This window comes from Halalkalibacter hemicellulosilyticusJCM 9152, assembly GCF_000513115.1.
GTDB classification, from domain to species: domain Bacteria; phylum Bacillota; class Bacilli; order Bacillales; family Bacillaceae_D; genus Halalkalibacter; species Halalkalibacter hemicellulosilyticus.
On sequence record NZ_BAUU01000015.1, the window covers coordinates 29,937 to 46,205 of the forward strand.

General features: G+C 34.1%; 14 protein-coding genes. 7 read left to right on the forward strand and 7 right to left on the reverse strand.

All coding sequences use genetic code 11. The features are described from left to right. The first annotated feature begins 17 nt into the window (after nt 1-17). The 4 genes from JCM9152_RS10900 to JCM9152_RS10910 all read left to right on the forward strand — a co-directional run bounded on the left by JCM9152_RS10900 (nt 18) and on the right by JCM9152_RS10910 (nt 3,616). Entirely contained in the window at nt 18-1,010 is a 993-nt protein-coding gene (locus JCM9152_RS10900; RefSeq protein WP_035344127.1) for a Gfo/Idh/MocA family protein, read from the forward strand. A gap of 363 nt (nt 1,011-1,373) precedes the next feature. After that, nucleotides 1,374-1,523 (forward strand): YycC family protein, encoded by a 150-nt coding sequence (locus tag JCM9152_RS21890; protein ID WP_081728000.1) that lies wholly within the window; start codon nt 1,374-1,376, stop codon nt 1,521-1,523. A gap of 511 nt (nt 1,524-2,034) precedes the next feature. After that, a complete protein-coding gene (locus tag JCM9152_RS10905) occupies nt 2,035-3,099 on the forward strand; it encodes a glycosyltransferase family 4 protein (RefSeq protein WP_035344129.1) in 1,065 nt (354 codons plus the stop codon). 112 nt (nt 3,100-3,211) lie between these two features. Then, nucleotides 3,212-3,616, forward strand: a complete 405-nt coding sequence (locus JCM9152_RS10910; RefSeq protein ID WP_035344131.1) for a hypothetical protein — start codon at nt 3,212-3,214, stop codon at nt 3,614-3,616. Between the two features lie 1,218 nt (nt 3,617-4,834). On the opposite strand, the gene JCM9152_RS10915 is transcribed toward JCM9152_RS10910, so the two are convergent. The 5 genes from JCM9152_RS10915 to JCM9152_RS10935 form a co-directional block, all read right to left on the reverse strand. After that, complete coding sequence (locus JCM9152_RS10915) at nt 4,835-5,554, reverse strand: glycosyltransferase family 2 protein (RefSeq protein WP_035344133.1); 720 nt, start codon at nt 5,552-5,554, stop codon at nt 4,835-4,837. 383 nt (nt 5,555-5,937) lie between these two features. Then, entirely contained in the window at nt 5,938-7,068 is a 1,131-nt protein-coding gene (gene wecB / locus JCM9152_RS10920) for a non-hydrolyzing UDP-N-acetylglucosamine 2-epimerase (RefSeq protein WP_035344135.1), read from the reverse strand. Beyond that, nucleotides 7,061-8,197: a polysaccharide biosynthesis C-terminal domain-containing protein gene (locus JCM9152_RS10925; protein ID WP_035344137.1), complete on the reverse strand. Its 1,137-nt coding sequence runs from the start codon at nt 8,195-8,197 to the stop codon at nt 7,061-7,063. The genes wecB and JCM9152_RS10925 overlap by 8 nt, the downstream gene beginning before the upstream one ends. Nucleotides 8,198-8,209: 12 nt before the next feature. After that, nucleotides 8,210-9,202, reverse strand: coding sequence for a polysaccharide biosynthesis protein (locus JCM9152_RS10930; RefSeq protein ID WP_035344139.1), 993 nt, complete (start codon nt 9,200-9,202; stop codon nt 8,210-8,212). 898 nt (nt 9,203-10,100) lie between these two features. Then, nucleotides 10,101-10,742, reverse strand: coding sequence for a sulfotransferase family 2 domain-containing protein (locus JCM9152_RS10935; RefSeq protein WP_035344140.1), 642 nt, complete (start codon nt 10,740-10,742; stop codon nt 10,101-10,103). Between the two features lie 554 nt (nt 10,743-11,296). On the opposite strand from JCM9152_RS10935, the gene JCM9152_RS10940 reads away from it, so the two are divergent. Next, nucleotides 11,297-12,160 carry a hypothetical protein gene (locus tag JCM9152_RS10940; RefSeq protein ID WP_035344142.1) on the forward strand — a complete coding sequence of 288 codons (864 nt, stop codon included), beginning with the start codon at nt 11,297-11,299 and terminating at the stop codon, nt 12,158-12,160. Nucleotides 12,161-12,330: 170 nt separating this feature from the next. Here the strand turns inward: JCM9152_RS10940 and JCM9152_RS10945 are convergent, their stop codons facing one another. Both JCM9152_RS10945 and JCM9152_RS10950 read right to left on the reverse strand, forming a co-directional pair. Continuing rightward, complete coding sequence (locus tag JCM9152_RS10945) at nt 12,331-13,491, reverse strand: glycosyltransferase family 2 protein (RefSeq protein ID WP_158318432.1); 1,161 nt, start codon at nt 13,489-13,491, stop codon at nt 12,331-12,333. 769 nt (nt 13,492-14,260) lie between these two features. Continuing rightward, nucleotides 14,261-14,449, reverse strand: coding sequence for an H-type small acid-soluble spore protein (locus JCM9152_RS10950; protein WP_035344144.1), 189 nt, complete (start codon nt 14,447-14,449; stop codon nt 14,261-14,263). A 186-nt stretch (nt 14,450-14,635) separates the two neighbouring features. On the opposite strand from JCM9152_RS10950, the gene JCM9152_RS10955 reads away from it, so the two are divergent. Together JCM9152_RS10955 and JCM9152_RS10960 are read left to right on the forward strand one after the other, a co-directional pair. Further along, nucleotides 14,636-14,836: an alpha/beta-type small acid-soluble spore protein gene (locus tag JCM9152_RS10955; protein ID WP_035344146.1), complete on the forward strand. Its 201-nt coding sequence runs from the start codon at nt 14,636-14,638 to the stop codon at nt 14,834-14,836. A 195-nt stretch (nt 14,837-15,031) separates the two neighbouring features. Continuing rightward, nucleotides 15,032-16,195 (forward strand): D-alanyl-D-alanine carboxypeptidase family protein, encoded by a 1,164-nt coding sequence (locus JCM9152_RS10960; RefSeq protein ID WP_035344237.1) that lies wholly within the window; start codon nt 15,032-15,034, stop codon nt 16,193-16,195. Nucleotides 16,196-16,269: the final 74 nt, after the last annotated feature.

The window sequence follows — 16,269 nt, forward strand, 5'->3', positions numbered from 1 at the left end:
TAATTGGGGGGACTTTCATGAAAGCGTTACAATGGGGAGTTTTGAGTACGGCTAAAATCGGTCAAACACAAATGATACCTGCAATTCAGCGTTCAAAAAATGGAGAAGTAGCTGCAATTGCAAGTTCTAGTGAAAGGGCAGCCGAAATAGCTGAATCGTTATCTATAAAAAAAATTTACGATAGCTATGAAGATCTGTTAGCTGATCCTGATATCGATGCGATTTATATCCCATTACCTAATCATTTACATAAAAAGTGGGTGATTGAAGCAGCGAAACATAGAAAACACATATTATGTGAGAAGCCTGCTGCGCTTACGGCTGATGATACTGAGGAAATGGTGAATGTTTGTCATAATCAAGGTGTTACATTTATGGAAGCATTTATGTATCAGTTTCATAGTCAACATGAACGAGTTCGCAAAATTATTGCTTCGGGAGAAATTGGTGAAGTGAAACTTATTAAAGGGAGTTTTTCTTTCTTACTTGAAGACCGTTCTGGCAATATAAGAGCAGATGCTAAAAAAGGTGGAGGTAGTTTATTTGATGTAGGTTGCTACCCTGTGCATTCCATACGTCATATATTAGGAACGGAACCATTAAGTATTCAAGCATACGGCGAAGTGGATCCCGAACGTGGGATTGATTTATCTGTTTTTGCTCATATGAAAATGGCCAATGGTGTGAATGCGATGTTTGATTGTAGCTTTGATATGACAAATCGTAATGAATATGAAGTGATAGGCTCTAAAGGTGTAATTCGTGTTCCGAGAGCGTATCGTCCAGATGTTGTTAATGAAGGTGAGGGTCTTATTATTGTTGAAGCAGGTGGAGATGTACGGACGGAAACGGTAATAGATGACCAATACAAAAATCAAGTAGAACATTTTGCTAAAGCAGTGTTAGAAACTCAAGATCCTTTTTACCCTGGGGAGCAGTCTATCCGTAATATGAAAGTCATTGATGCTTGTTATGAATCATTAAGGTCAGGCCATCGGATAATGATTTAGTACATTCATGAAAAGACTACTGAATATATTCGTCATTCAGTAGTCTTGTTTTGTTATTTCTAATATAAGTGAGGGCCAAAGCATGAGTAGTCTTCGTGAAATGTAACAATGTCGATATGAAAAAGTCATAGCTTGCTTTCTCAGTAATGAGTAGACCCGCATTAAAGTCTTGTAGGGAGTGATTTTCTCTCTAAAAAAGCGTAGCGATCGGGGCATTGCTATAAACAGACTCTTATAGTGAATACGTGGAATATGAGTGGAATATGAGTGGAATATGATAAGATAAAAGGAGCAAGGAGGCCACTGAAAAAGTACAAATCAACTTTTCCAGTGCCTTTGGAACAAGTGGAAGGAGGCTCATTCATGAGACCACATCAAATTTCGGCAGAAACGGCACAAAAGCTGTCAGAAAAGCTAAAGCTCCCACTGGAGCAAATTATGCATATGCCTCAGCATATTTTAATAGCTAAATTAGCTGAATTGGAAAAGTCTGAACATGATCGAGATGATTAAAAAAGTCGATGTGAGTAGCTAGTGTAGCTATCATCACATCGACTTTTCTTCATTTATATATGAATAATATTAGTACCTAAAAAATTTATACCGGTAATTATTTATCATGTCGTGAATAATTAATTCATATCATAATATGTTAATGTTGTTTTAAATGTTTATCGTGGTCAAGGTGACAAGAATAAAAAAGCTTCTATTTTACCGTTGTAGACCTTACAATCGTGTATTACTTTTTACGCAATCTTGCTTAGCTAATAGCTAGCTTTTCGGCCACTTATAGGATACAGATTGAAAAACCTTCATTCTTGTGAACTTTTACTCACAAGGGTGGGCTGATTTAGGTAGGTTTTAATATTGTCCAACATTTATTTGTTTTATATATTTTATAAGGGATAAGTTTTTATATTACAAAGTTTGTTAAAAATGCAGTCGGTGAAAACGATTGATTACTATTTTGTTATCTATACACTGCAAAGAACCTTTGAATTTATATAGAAAGGGGATGAAAGGAATGAAAGTTCTATTTGTATTTAAATTCTTAACTGGTGGAATTGCTACATTAAACTATAACAGAGCTAAAGCACTTTTACCAAAAGGAATAAAGTGTCATTTTTTATATTTAAAACAAGGGAGTAAGACTCACTTATACAGCAGTGAAGACACTTTTATTATGAGTGAAAACCCCAAAATTGAAAAACTCATAAACGAACATGAATATAAAGCTATTGTTGTTTGTTCAGATTACACGTTTTTAAGTAAATTAAACAACTGGAGGTATGACGGGATCGTTATTTATGATTTTCAAGGAATTGGAGATTTACAATTAACAAAACGTTGGCTAAGCAATGCACAAAGGCCGGTAGAAACGTATGCTAATGCAATATTATATCCAAAAAATTCTGTATTCGATGAACTTATTTCTACTTTTTATCCATATAAAACTAAATTTTCATTCCATAATTGTATTGATTTAACTCTTTTTACTTACAAAAATGTTACCTCCCCTGATCAAATCATTATTGGATGGGTTGGTCGAATTGAAGAAAATAAGAATTGGAGAGAGTTTCTTCAAATTGGAGCAGGTTTATGTGCAATCAACTTAAATGTTCACCTTTGGATGTTCATAGACGATTCTTTTATTACATCAAGCGATCGAAAGAAATTCAAAAAATTTGTGAAAAAGTTCAAGTTAGAAAGTAAGTTAACCTCCCATAATAATATCCCACACCTTAAAATGCCCCATTATTATTCATTAATTGCTTCATCTGGTGGTTTCGTATGTTCAACCTCTTATCTTGAAGGTTTTGGGTATTCAGTACTTGAAGCAATGTCCTGCCAATGTCCCGTGTTAACAACCCATTCTGGTGGTGTTGAAAGCTTTGTTATTCACAATATTACAGGGAAATTATACAAAATTGGACATATTCATAAGGCAATAGAAGAGGGAAAGGAAATAATAGAAAATAAAAAGCTTAGAACCCAAATAATATCTAACACACAACATACAATCAAAAAGCAATTTACTTCGGAACAATATGCAAACTGTTTTTTGGAAATGCTTAAAGCGTTGAGTTAAAGCTTTCATTTAAAAATATACTATTGTCTAATGTTCTTTACCCACACTAATCATTAATAATTTAATAGTATAAAAGAGAAATAAGAATATTAAAAGAAAGGTGGCTATATATATGCCAACGGCGCAGACTAAACTAGTATGGACTACAGAGCCGGTTAGTAATGAATTTGGTACACCGCCATATACGTCCCAAAGATTTACCAATGTCAGGGTTGCTGTGAGGAATGGTCACAAAAGGAAACCTGTAATTATTATTGCTACAGTACTAGATGAGAATAATAATGTAGTAGAAAAAGTAAGATTTAGAGTAGATCCAAGAACCATTGAAACTCGGTTATTTGATGTATCGACCGAAGATGCCTTTATTGTAAAGATTAGAAGTACAATGGAGGTTCCACCATTACGCTCCAAGTGGGCTAGTATCATTCAGCCTAGTGTAACTGCTGAGAATAGTTCGACAGGTGAGTCTGAAGTACTCCCTCTTACAATTGTACGTCCAAGAGGGTTTACAGTGTGACCGTCAAATAATAGGCTCTTACGCAATTTTGGTCCTAACCTTTTGGAAGTATGATTTTTTTACAGTCTATGAATAACTCACTTTTTTAAGAGAGTAAGACTTACGCGAGTCCACATAACAATCGCTTAATGGTTATTAAGAGATTAATAATTAAATATAGTTATGTTTTTTGTTGTGATCATATCTCGAAATAATTGTATGAAACCATAAAGTTCTTTCATCCTTGGAAAACGTTCAAGGACTTGATTAAGCGTTTCTCTTTTGGATGGTTTTAACGTTATAAGTGGCTTCCAAAAAAGCGATTTAATATGTTTTCTTGTTACGATATTTTCCTTTTCTAATGCACGCTTTGTGTCTTTTCGTAGGTCTTGAACACGAGTACGAATGGCGGAATAACTTTCCTTATATCCTGTGTTTCGTAGCTTATAACCGGTATACCCAAGACTTACGAACTCTTTTAAATCGTTTAAATAGATTAATAGAAGAAACTCACCGTTTCTTCCTCTCGGTTTTCTAATAGATTAACAGGTTCATGTGTTTTTAAGTCGCATATTAAAGTGCCGTAAAAATGACCTTGCCTCCAAGAGAAGTCATCCAATCCGGTGAAAGAGAGAAGGCGACTTCACCGCCTCTTTTCGATAGATTAAAGATAATCATGCATCATAGAGCACTTAGGGCAAACTGCATTTTTTGATAATAGTTCCATAACAAAAGAGAAGACCTTCTCCCTCTTGCTGGTATAATTAGATACTTCAGCTAAAATCATTTCAAAATCACCCCTTACAGTCGTTACCCATAAGAGAAACACTAAAACAAAAATCACCCAAATTGCGTAAGAGCCAAAAATAACCCCACCTTTGCGCTTAATCGAGATAGCCAGGGAAATGTCGTCATAAGTCACGAACTATTTTGACTTGTCTGCCGAAAAAATCATGAGTTGCATCGCTTTCGCTGTAAGATCGAGACTTTTTTCAAGTGACAACACCTCCCTGTTCAAAACGCTCTATGTGGCAAGAGAAGGCGGTGTGTAATCAACTCTTGGTTGCGCTTATCACGTACTGTTTACAAGACTTTTCCAAGAGCGGTTGCGACACAACGGTCCTTTACTCGATATAAAGAAAAGCCTACAGAACTGTTGTCTATTTTTCACTTTGACTTGAATAGCTTCCCCTTAATTTCTAATTAATTATTTAATTGGGAAAATTTTTTTGATTTTTTCTATTTTTCAGAAGCTTTTTTTCGTAGTTTAGTAATGAGGTTCTTTAGAGGCTGATTATATCTACTTTTTACTATTTCAGTTTCCTTTATTATCTCATAAATATGTTTTTTCGTTCCCATATTTTCGTGAATACGGTAGAAGACAAGGGGTTCATGAATACAACAATAATCATATTTTAGTAAAATACGACACCACATATCATAATCATTTGCATAAAGTAATGATTCATCAAACAATCCAACATTAGAAAAAACATCCATTTTTGCTAGGACTGTGCATCCATTAATAGAGCAGGTCTTTAATAGAGATTTTATCAATGCAATTCTTTTCGAAACTTGATCTATTTTTCGCAAGGAATCTCCATTAGAATTAATTAAAATATACGAAGAAAAAGAAAAAAACGATCCACACCTTTTCATGAACTTTAATTGTTTGGAAATCTTATCAGGCTTGAAAAGATCATCGGAACTCAACCAAGCAAAATATTCTCCAGTTGCATAACGAATCCCTGTATTTAATGCACTGGCTGTACCACCGTTCTTTTTTTGAATATAATGTATGGAATCTAAATAGGGGGTTATTCTTTCTATATATTTTGTAGAACCATCATCAACAACAATGACTTCTATGTTTTGATAAGTTTGGTTCAGTGCACTTTCAATTGCTTTCTCAACATATTGGCAATTGTAGAATGGAATAATAATCGAAACCTTTTCCATTGTTTTCTCATCCCCATTGGATTTTATTGATGAATGAATTCTAATTATTACAATATAAAGTAATTAGAATATTCTCTTTAATTACTAGTGTATTACTTAGAGTGGGCTCAAAAAAAACTAAAAATCATAGACTTATAAAAAGAATAGGAGGGAAGTTATTTTGTTACGTAATATCTGGTATTGAAACTTCTCTCAAAGATTGGCACAAATTGAAGTGGTTATTATAAAAAATAGTAGTCCCTTCAGTGGTAGAAGGGTTCCTAATGGATTTTATGAGATCAGGCGATTTTTCCTCTAGAGAGATGTCAACCGTGGTATAATTTTTATTACTTCGTTTTTGTACATTTAGATTATTGAATGTATATGACAATGTCTTTCTTTATTCACTCATTATTTCCCCATACTCTTTTGTTTATAATTTTAGTATAACTTTCAATAAGTTTAACAATTTTAATTGATACATTTGTGTCTTTATAATCAGGTGATAAAATTCTTTGTACATTATGACTAGAAATTTCTGTGGCCAGCTCAATAGACTGTATTATTTCTGTTGCAGTAATTCCGCCTATTACGATTGATCCTTTATCCAATACCTCAGGACGCTCAGTACTTGTTCGAATTAATACTGCGGGAAAGTTTAAGATAGATGATTCTTCACTTAAAGTTCCGCTATCGGAAAGCACACAGAAAGCGTTTTGTTGAAGTTTATTGTAGTCTGAGAATCCAAATGGTTTGTGGATTTTGATAAGAGGATGTAATTGGATATTGGAATCTTGAATTCGCTTCATGCTTCTTGGATGGGTAGAATAAAGGACTGGTACTTTATATGTGTCAGCTACTTGTTGTAATCCATGCATTAAATTTTTAAAGTTTTGTACATGATCAATATTTTCTTCCCTATGGGCACTAACTATAATATATTTTTTCGGTTCTAATTTTAAATCATCTAAAATTTTGCTATTATCAAACTTTTCTTTGTAAAGTTCAATTACTTCGGGCATTGGAGATCCTGTAACAAAAATGAATTCCTTTCTGATTCCTTCACTCAATAAATAACGGCGGCTATGCTCAGTATAAGGTAAATTAACATCACTAATATGATCGACTAATCTTCGATTGATTTCTTCAGGTACGTTTTCATCAAAGCAGCGATTCCCTGCTTCCATGTGAAATATTGGAATTTTTAGTCGCTTAGCAGCAATTGCGCTCAATGCACTATTGGTATCCCCTAATATCAATAAGGCATCTGGCTTTTCTGTTAATAAAATTTCATATGATTTAGAAATAATATTCCCAATGGTTTCACCTAGATGTTTCCCCACAACATTTAATACATAGTCTGGTTTTCTTAACTCCAATTCATCAAAAAAAATATCATTTAAATTTCGATCCCAATTTTGCCCCGTATGCACAAGAATATGATTAAAATATCGATCACATGCTTGAATGACAGCCGATAAACGTATAATCTCAGGTCTTGTACCTACAATAGTCATAACTTTTTTTTTATTCATTTTCCACCTCTCTAAAATAAGTATCTGGACGGTCTTTGTCAAATATTTCATTCGCCCAAAATAACACAATCAATTCACTTTCCCCAATGTTTTCAAGGGAATGTGTATACCCTGGAGGGATATCTACAATTTGTGCTTTATCACCCGTGACTACGTACGAAGAGATTTCATCAGATATTATATTCTGGAGTTTAATATTTGCTTTTCCTTTAATTACACAAAATTTTTCAACTTTAGTGTGATGATAGTGATTGCCACGAATTACACCTGGGTGGGATGTTGAAATAAAAATTTGCCCAAAATGGTCCGACTTTAAAAGTTCCACTAGACTCCCCCGAAGATCTTTTTTGATTTCTAAATTATAAGCAAATTGGTATTGGTCTAAATAAGATAGATAAGTTGAATAAAGTGCTTTAGTTAGTGGATTGGATAAATCAGGCATGATCAAATTTTTTCGTAGATTATAAAATTCATAAATTTGAGCTGCCAGTTTTTTTAGAGTTATTTTATAAGTGGGGGTCACTTGATGAATGAATGGTTTACTTTTTTCTTTTAAACAATAAATTCGATTTTTAAATTCTTTAATGACATCATCGATATATACTAATTCTATTTCGTTAAGAGGATCATGTATATCGACGTCTAAACCACGTGATATGTTATAACAAAAAGTCGCAACTACTGAGTTATAATTTGGTTTTCCCCATTTTCCAAACACATTTGTTAAGCGGTAAATAAAAACCTGGTTATGATTCGTCTCTTGTGCGTATTTTTCTAAGATTTCTTCTGCCTTTTTCTTACTTTCTCCATAAGGTGTGTTATTTGTTACTTGAATACTGGATGACATGACAATGATTGGTTTCCTGTCAATCTTTCTAAGGATTCCAGTAATCTTTTCTGTGAGATTGATATTCCCTTCTACAAATTCAATATCCTCATCTTTTACTCGATTAACTCCTGCCAAATGGAAAACTACGTCTGCTTGGTTTAAAAATTGCTCCAATTCTTTAATTGTTTGATCTCTCGTATAGGTTTTAATTGAAACATTCTTCATTTCTTCTAAAGCAACATATAAATTCTTGCCTATAAAACCATTAGCTCCAGTTATTAAAACATTCACATTTTTCATTAAAGCACCGCCTTACGAAGAATGAACATTTGCTTTTTTAAGGATTTTTTCTATTTCACTAAGCGACATTAGTTCATCATTGGATTGATATTTGTTGAACAATACTTTAGGTAATTGACTATATTTTTTTACTAGATTATCTGAAGGATGTGAAGGGAGAATGACATAGTATTCTTCATCAAATTTATAAGTGTTTTTTGATTCGTAATTTGATATTAATACTTCATGAAGTTTTTCTCCTGGACGAATACCAATCTCTTTTATTTCAATGCCTTTCGTTGCATATTGTTCTTCCAAAACTCTAATTAAATCGACAATTCTACATGACTTCATCTTCATTACAAAAGTCTCTCCGCCAATAGCTATCTCGGAAGCTTTGAGCAGTAAATCAATTGCTTGCGAAACCGTAAGGAAAAAGCGTGTCATTTCTTTGGAAGTAAGCGGTACTTGATGGCGATGGATAATTTGTTCCTTAAAAAAAGGAATGGCGCTACCATTGGTGCCAATAACATTTCCGCCACGGATACAAACAAATCTTGTATCTTTACTTAATTGGTTTGCTTGAATGATTAATTTTTCACCGACAGCTTTCGTTAATCCATAAAGATTCACTGGGTCAACCGCTTTGTCTGTCGAAACATCAATAACTTTCTTTACCCCATGATGGATACTGGCTTTAATGATATTTTCTGTACCAATAATATTGGTTTTTATAGCTTCTAAAGGTTGATCTTCACATACCGGTACATGTTTCAATGCTGCCAAATGAAAAACATAGTCAACCTCTTTCGTTGCGTTAGATACTGCTTCAAAATCCCGCACATCACCTATCACATATTTTAAGCAGTTATAATCTGAAAACATTCGATTCATCTTGACTTGAGCATACTCGTTTCGTGAGAATATATGAATTTCTTTTGGGTTAAAATGAAGTAATTTTTTGACTAGTTCATATCCCCAAGAACCCGTACCACCAGTTACTAATATAGTCTTATTTTGAAACATTAACATCTCTCCTTGTATAAAGCTGTTTCTAGAAGAATTTCCTATTAATTTAAAATGACTCTGTACATACTATGAAAGAGGAGTTTCACTGACACGGCTATTATACTTATGCTATTGTTCTTTAGACTTAAGATAGAGACGAATATGTTGGTGTTGAAAAGCGGTAACCGGATGGTATTTTGGAAACGCCATCTTTACAGCAATGGTACGTACCATAAAACTAAGGTGTCAAAGAAAAGTGAAGTTTGTTAACATGGCTATATTGATGATTCGCTCACTAGCGCGCCCGTTAAATAGTATAATATTTCAAGTTATTTAAATGTTTAATCTATTAGGTTTAAGATAATATAGAGGGAATAAGGTAAGGCATACCATTTTCGATCATCTCTCACGGGAATATGGGCTGGAGCATAAGGCTTCCACAAGAAATAGAAGCGAATATTTATATAAATCATAGCCATAAGGGTAATGCAGCATTGTTCATGGAGAATAAAAAAGTATAGGACTTATGGATAGACTAAAGTGAAGTAATAATAACCGATTAAAAAGAAAAATAGAATTCTCTATATTTGAACAGATATAAGGCTCAGTATTTCTCATTGTAGCAATTTAGGAGTTACAAGAGTTGCTGTACTAATAAAAAAACCTTCGAATACTGAACTTTCAACAAAGGTTGTTCATCCTTCTTCAATTATTGATCCATGGCTATATAGGCTACTTCTCAATACTCTATCCATTTGAAAAGACGAAACAGATCTTTGGTTTAAAGGAGGGGAAGTTTCAATCTTTTATACTACGTTGGTCTCTAATTCACCATCAAGTACAAAATGTACTTGATTAAGGAGACGCTAAACAGATTTCCAGCATCGTTTCATCCTTTTTAAAAAACGAGCTCATCTTATTTGTTATACCTTAACCGTTTTTCAAAATGTTTTTTAGCCCATTTATATAGTTGTATATCGAAGAAGTTTGCTTTTTCTATTTTTTCTATTGTTTCTTTTGGTATCGTTTCAATTTTTGGTTTCTTTTCATTTACATTTATTTTTGAATAAGGAGAGTTTTTCCACCCGAATGTCTTTTCCATCAACACTAAGGACTCTGAAAACATTTCCGTTATTCCAAAAAATGCAAAAGTTTTTAAATTGGAAATAGCTTGCTTTACATTCACTGTACCACCAGCAATATATTTTGTTTGCAAGTTTACATTGTAATCCAATTGTGCATATTCTTCTAAACTATATCTTGCAATACCATCGATTTTTAGTACATATTTGTCATAATAATACTGTGAGATCAAACGCTCAACTGGGTCCCGTAGCATCGTTACGTATACACATGGTCCTGTGTCTTGATAGTGGCCGAAAACGTGGTGACCTGTTACAAGTTTTATGTTTTCGTTTATTTTTTTAATTGTATTTATCGATGCAAATTTAACTTCTTGAACTTCGGCTGGATTGTAATGCTTTTTTATCATTTCAGCTAATGAAGTTCCTCCAGTCTTGGGTATATGAATGAAGATTACTGTTTTGTCTTTATACATATGGCACCTTCTTTCTTTTTTTTTGACAATGACCATTTTCTTTATATCAGAAGCACATTATCAAAAATCATATAATTATGTTTTATACGATCAGTGTATTCCCGTAGAGTATGATGATCACGGCATATTCCTGATTTAGTTATTAGTTTTGATCTACAATTGAATCACCTTATGATTCTTTATATGAATGGTAATTTCACTTTGAGTAGTCCGATCTCTTTTATAAAAAACTATATAATTAAATAATGGTTTAAAATGCTGACTGGAACATGTTATTCATACAAAACATCACTAGCTTTGCATAAACTTGTTCATTGGCCTCTAGATAACCGCTGGGATTTGAAAAAAGGGAGAATAAACAATTGCTTCAAAAATGAAATGAAGGGTACAATAACACAGGTTTCAGATGTAAAAAGAAGATTAATGAAAAGTGAATCAAAGTTTTCTTTCAAAAATTTCACTAAATCTAGGTAAGTTATTCAAACCAACATAAAATAAGATTCATATTATTTAGGAGTGTATATGAACTAATTTTATGTAAGGAGTGATGAATATTGGGGAAACCTGCGTATAAAGGCCCGAAAGTTGCTAATAACCGTATTATTGTCTATATTCCTTTTAATAATTTGAATGTTCGGAGGACGCTATTGTCAGATAATATTGATTATCCGAATATTCCTAGGGATGATACACATCTTACAAAGGAATGGATTAATAAAAGGGTCGCTATTTTCATGAAATTTACTTTATTGAGTCTTCTTAACCAAACAAATCCAAACTATCTCGCTTTTATCGTGTATCATGATAGTTCCAGAAAATTTATTGAAGAAGCATTGCAAAATTATCCGCCTCTACCTTTCAATATTAGGTTTGTTTCCAGTAGTGAATATGAAGGAGCTGTAATAAACGCAATTAAAGGCTATACATTTTTCTATGAACTCCATCTTTATAGCGATGATGCGTACCATAAAAATTATATTAATTATCTTTATCATTACAAACCCCAAAGTCAAACAAAAGTGTTAGTTTGTCAAAATGGCTATATTTATGATTCTGTCACGAATGAGCTCGCTGAATATTATAACATCTCAAGTTCATTTAATTGTTTAATCTATCGGGTTAAAGATTATTTAGAGGGAATGAGGCATAACATTTTCCAACCAAATCCCATGGGAATATGGGCTGCAGCGATAAGGCTTCCACACGAAATAATAAAAAAGAGGGTCTATATAAATCATAGTCATAAGGGGAATGCAGCATTTTCCATGGAAAATGAGAAAAAGGTGCAGGGCTTATGGAAAGATGAAAATGGTAATCCACTTAACGTCATTGGAGACATGATATCTGATGAAAAAGAAAAAAATAGAATTATCCAAGATTTTCTAGGGAAGGAATATCGATTTGATGCTTCCTGTTGAACGGCTTGGTCACTGCTTTAATAAAATAATGACAATTGAAACAACCTGTTGCTTAGAATCATGGGCGATAGGTGTTTCGATTTTTATTGCCGTTTTTGAATGTTGCATTTTATAAAGATAAGATACCAACCAGAAGAACAGATTGGTATCTTTTTACCTTATGAATTCATTTAATTGTTGTTGTCGTTTAGTAAAGATGATAGATATTCTTTTGGATATATTTTTCCGAATTTAGGATACACAAGCCCGGCTGAACCTTGGCTATTAAAAGGGTTGGTGCAAGCGGCATTTAACATTTCTTTAAGTTGTTCCGGATGCTGAAAGCAGTTTTCTGATCGAAAAAACATGACGAACCTTGTATCCGCTAACTCCAAGCTTTTTAATGAAATTTCGTCTAAATTGCCGCTTGGTGCCGAAAAATATTGTGTGCGAATATCAGGAATCTCATTTATTACAGGAAGAAATTCTTTATTGGCCGAAACGTCATAAATGATCAACTTAAAATTTGATAAAAATTGATCTAGAATATTCTCCAAAGCTTGTATGGATTTTTCTGAAGAATCTCCTACAGGGAAGATAATCGTTAGCTCAGGGCTGATATTCCTCCGCTGAAGCGCCTCGTTCATAACAAGGAACATCAAATAACGTCTCATCCTACGTTTTTCCTCTGAATTATTTATTTCAATCGAATTACTGTGAGGAGAGTTAAGTCTGAAATCCATAAGTTCTATTGGAACAAAGGTGATATCACAGTGTTCAGTTAAACGTAAAAAAAAATCCAAATCCTCGACTGGCGTGTATTTGTAGCCTTCTATTTTCTGAGCGATCCTTTTCTTATACATGAATGCGTAACCGAGAAAGTAATAGTTTACTAAGTTTTCTTTCGGTTGATTTTGCCATTTTAATAAATTGTAATTTTTATCAATTTTTTTACCTTGGTCGTTCACGAATCTAAAACTTCCATATGCTAAGCCAACTTCTGGCGGTGATTTTTTTAATTGTTTTCTTAAAACTTCAACAAAATTAGGATAGTAAATATTATCGCTTGATACCCAGGTTAAAAACTCTATTTTTCTTTGCTTCATTAAATAATCAAAGCCAATATTTAGAGCAGCTGCAGTTCCACTATTATTTTGCCTTGAAATAACAATAATTCTTGGATCTTTTCTGGCGTAGTGTTGAGCAATACGCTCTACATTGGGGGTTATGCCATCAATGACTATAACAAACTGAAAATTGAAGTATTTTTGATTAATGATAGACTCTATAGCTTTTTTGAATATTTTACTGTTTTGTTTATACACCGGCATGACAATCCCTACATCAGCCACAATAAACATCGCTCCCTTTACCTTATACTATAAATTTATTTTATTCCTGTATGTACCTATGGACACGGCATATTCCTAGCTTTGTTCATTTTTTCGCTTTTTGTGTTTAATTCTGTAATTGCCTACACATTAAACAAGCGCTAACAGTTTGATAAATCGATATAAGGATATGGAAATTATTGGGTGAATAGATGGTTCTAGACAATTTTTGAATTAGAATTAGATGAGTCCAATTTATCCGAAACCATTAAATAAAAATGCGGTACCACTAAGGTAGAGACTGGGACATAACAAAAGTCTTTAGCTGAGGTTCTGAGCATTTAGAGAAAGTAGCGGATAAACTCCTGGGGATGAAAAGGAGAGCACTGAAAAAGTCCTTTCTAGTAACTCAAAGAAGAGTAGTGGCTCCGCTCGTTGCGCGCATTTCTATGAGGAACCCACTCATAGCAAGGCTTTCAAATTCGGGCAACGGCTACGCACATTACTTAAAGGCCACTGGAAAAGTGTGATTTTCACTTTTTCAGTGGCCTCATGAAAAGCAAAGGTGAGACCCCGCCGTGTGTAGCACGCGGAGGCTCACCAGCTTCCCGCGGAAAGCGAAGTATATTTCAGGAGCGGTGAATGTGCTCCACTCTAGATTTGTTCGGTTTTTCATTTATAGAAATACTTTTGTCCCAGCCTCTCAACATTGAATTTTTCTTTGATTGAACTACTTTTTGTTCCTGACTCGATATTAATTTGAAATAAAAGCAAAGAGTAATTTGCCTGTCTAGTTTTCAAATTCTTCGTTTAATTCACTTATGGGTACAATCGTACGTTCTTCAAGAGGTCCACGTAAATGAACAACAGCTGTATGATCAGATTCGTTGAACTCATCAATCCAAACAGATGTTCCATTATATGTGACGTCTACATCAGCTGTTGATGAAAGAATTTGTTTGATTCGTTTCATTTCCATGATTTAATTTTATCCTTTCTTTCTGAAATAGTTTTCAACGATAGTTTGCGTACTTCGAAAAGTTTTATGTAGCAAAGTGAAGTTTGACGCTCAAAGAAGATGATTTTGTTGGCAATTTTCACTAAGTATAGATTGAAGGAGTGGAAGCAAGCTAATGGTGAACACAACAAAGTGAGGTGAGATAATATGGCTAACAATAATAGTAACCAATTAGTAGTACCTGGTGTTCAACAGGCATTGGATCAAATGAAGTATGAAATTGCTTCAGAATTCGGTGTGAAACTTGGTCCTGATGCAACGTCTCGCGCAAATGGTTCAGTTGGTGGAGAAATTACAAAGCGCTTGGTACAACAAGCTGAGTCACAAATGGGTGGCTATTCAAAATAATTAAGTTCCTTTTATAATGATGGCGTAGCTCGGGAGGTACATCCTTCCGAGCTATTTTGCTCTTTCAAATGCCACGAGCAAAAATGAAATGTATAAAGATTAAAAAAATGGTAAAGATGGAAAGAGCAAACTTAGGTGAAGTGTCACAAAGGTTGTGAGTACGACAATGAAAATAAAATTGGAGGTCGGATGGAGATGAGGAAAGTTCTATCCAGTATTGTATGTGTCAGTATTATTATCGGTTTATGGGCACCGACAGTTACTGCAGCCGAGAAACAAGTGAAATTAGCTGAAAATGCAACCTCAGCAATTGTTATTGAACGAGATACAGGTGAAATTATTTTTGAGAAAAATAAAGACGAGAAATTACCACCTGTTAGTATGACTAAAATTATGACGATGCTATTAATTATGGAGGCACTTGAACGTGAAGTGATTACATATGATGACATGGTTCGTACAAGTGAATATGCAGCCTCTATGGGGGGATCACAAATCTTTTTAGAACCGGGTGAAGAGATGACTGTCCGTGATATGCTGAAGGCGATCGCGGTTGCTTCAGGCAATGACGCATCTGTCGCAATGGCTGAGCATATCGCTGGGACAGAAGAAGAATTTGTCGATATGATGAATAACAAGGCTAAGGACTTAGGATTAGAGCATACTCACTTTGTAAATGTCAATGGTCTTCCAGCTGATGATCATTATTCATCTGCTCATGACTTGGCGATCATGTCGAAGGAATTATTAAAATATGAAGACATCACAACTTTCACTGGGATTTACGAAGATTATTTACGTCAAGATAGTGAAGACCCGTTTTGGCTTGTAAATACGAATAAGCTAGTGAAATTCTATCCTGGAGTAGATGGGTTGAAAACTGGCTTTACTCAAGAGGCGAAATATTGCTTAGCAGCTACAGCTGAGAAAAAGGGAATGAGAATTATTACGGTTGTAATGGGGGCACCTTCTCCAAAGGAACGAAACGCTCAAATTACGTCGATGCTAGATTATTCGTTTAGTCAATATGAAACACATAAATTATATGACCGTGGTTATGTGATGGCAGATGTGAACGTTAGTAAAGGGGATAAGAAGCAGGTTGCAGCAATGACTGCTGAATCGGTATCACTACTAACGAAAAAAGGAGTAAAAATAGATGATGTTGTTGAACGCATACAGTTAAATGACGACTTACGTGCTCCGATTGAAAAAGGTGCTGTAATTGGAACTCTTTATATTGAAAAAGAAGGACAAGTGTTAAACAAAACGAATTTATTAGCAGAGAGCGAAGTGCAGGAAGCATCATGGTGGACGATATTCAAACGAACGATTGGGAAATTTGCTGTATCTTCTTAAGGAGATTGACTACTTTGTTCGAAATCACACTAGTTTTGTCATGAAGCAGGAAGTAACAGTGAATAAGGAGAATT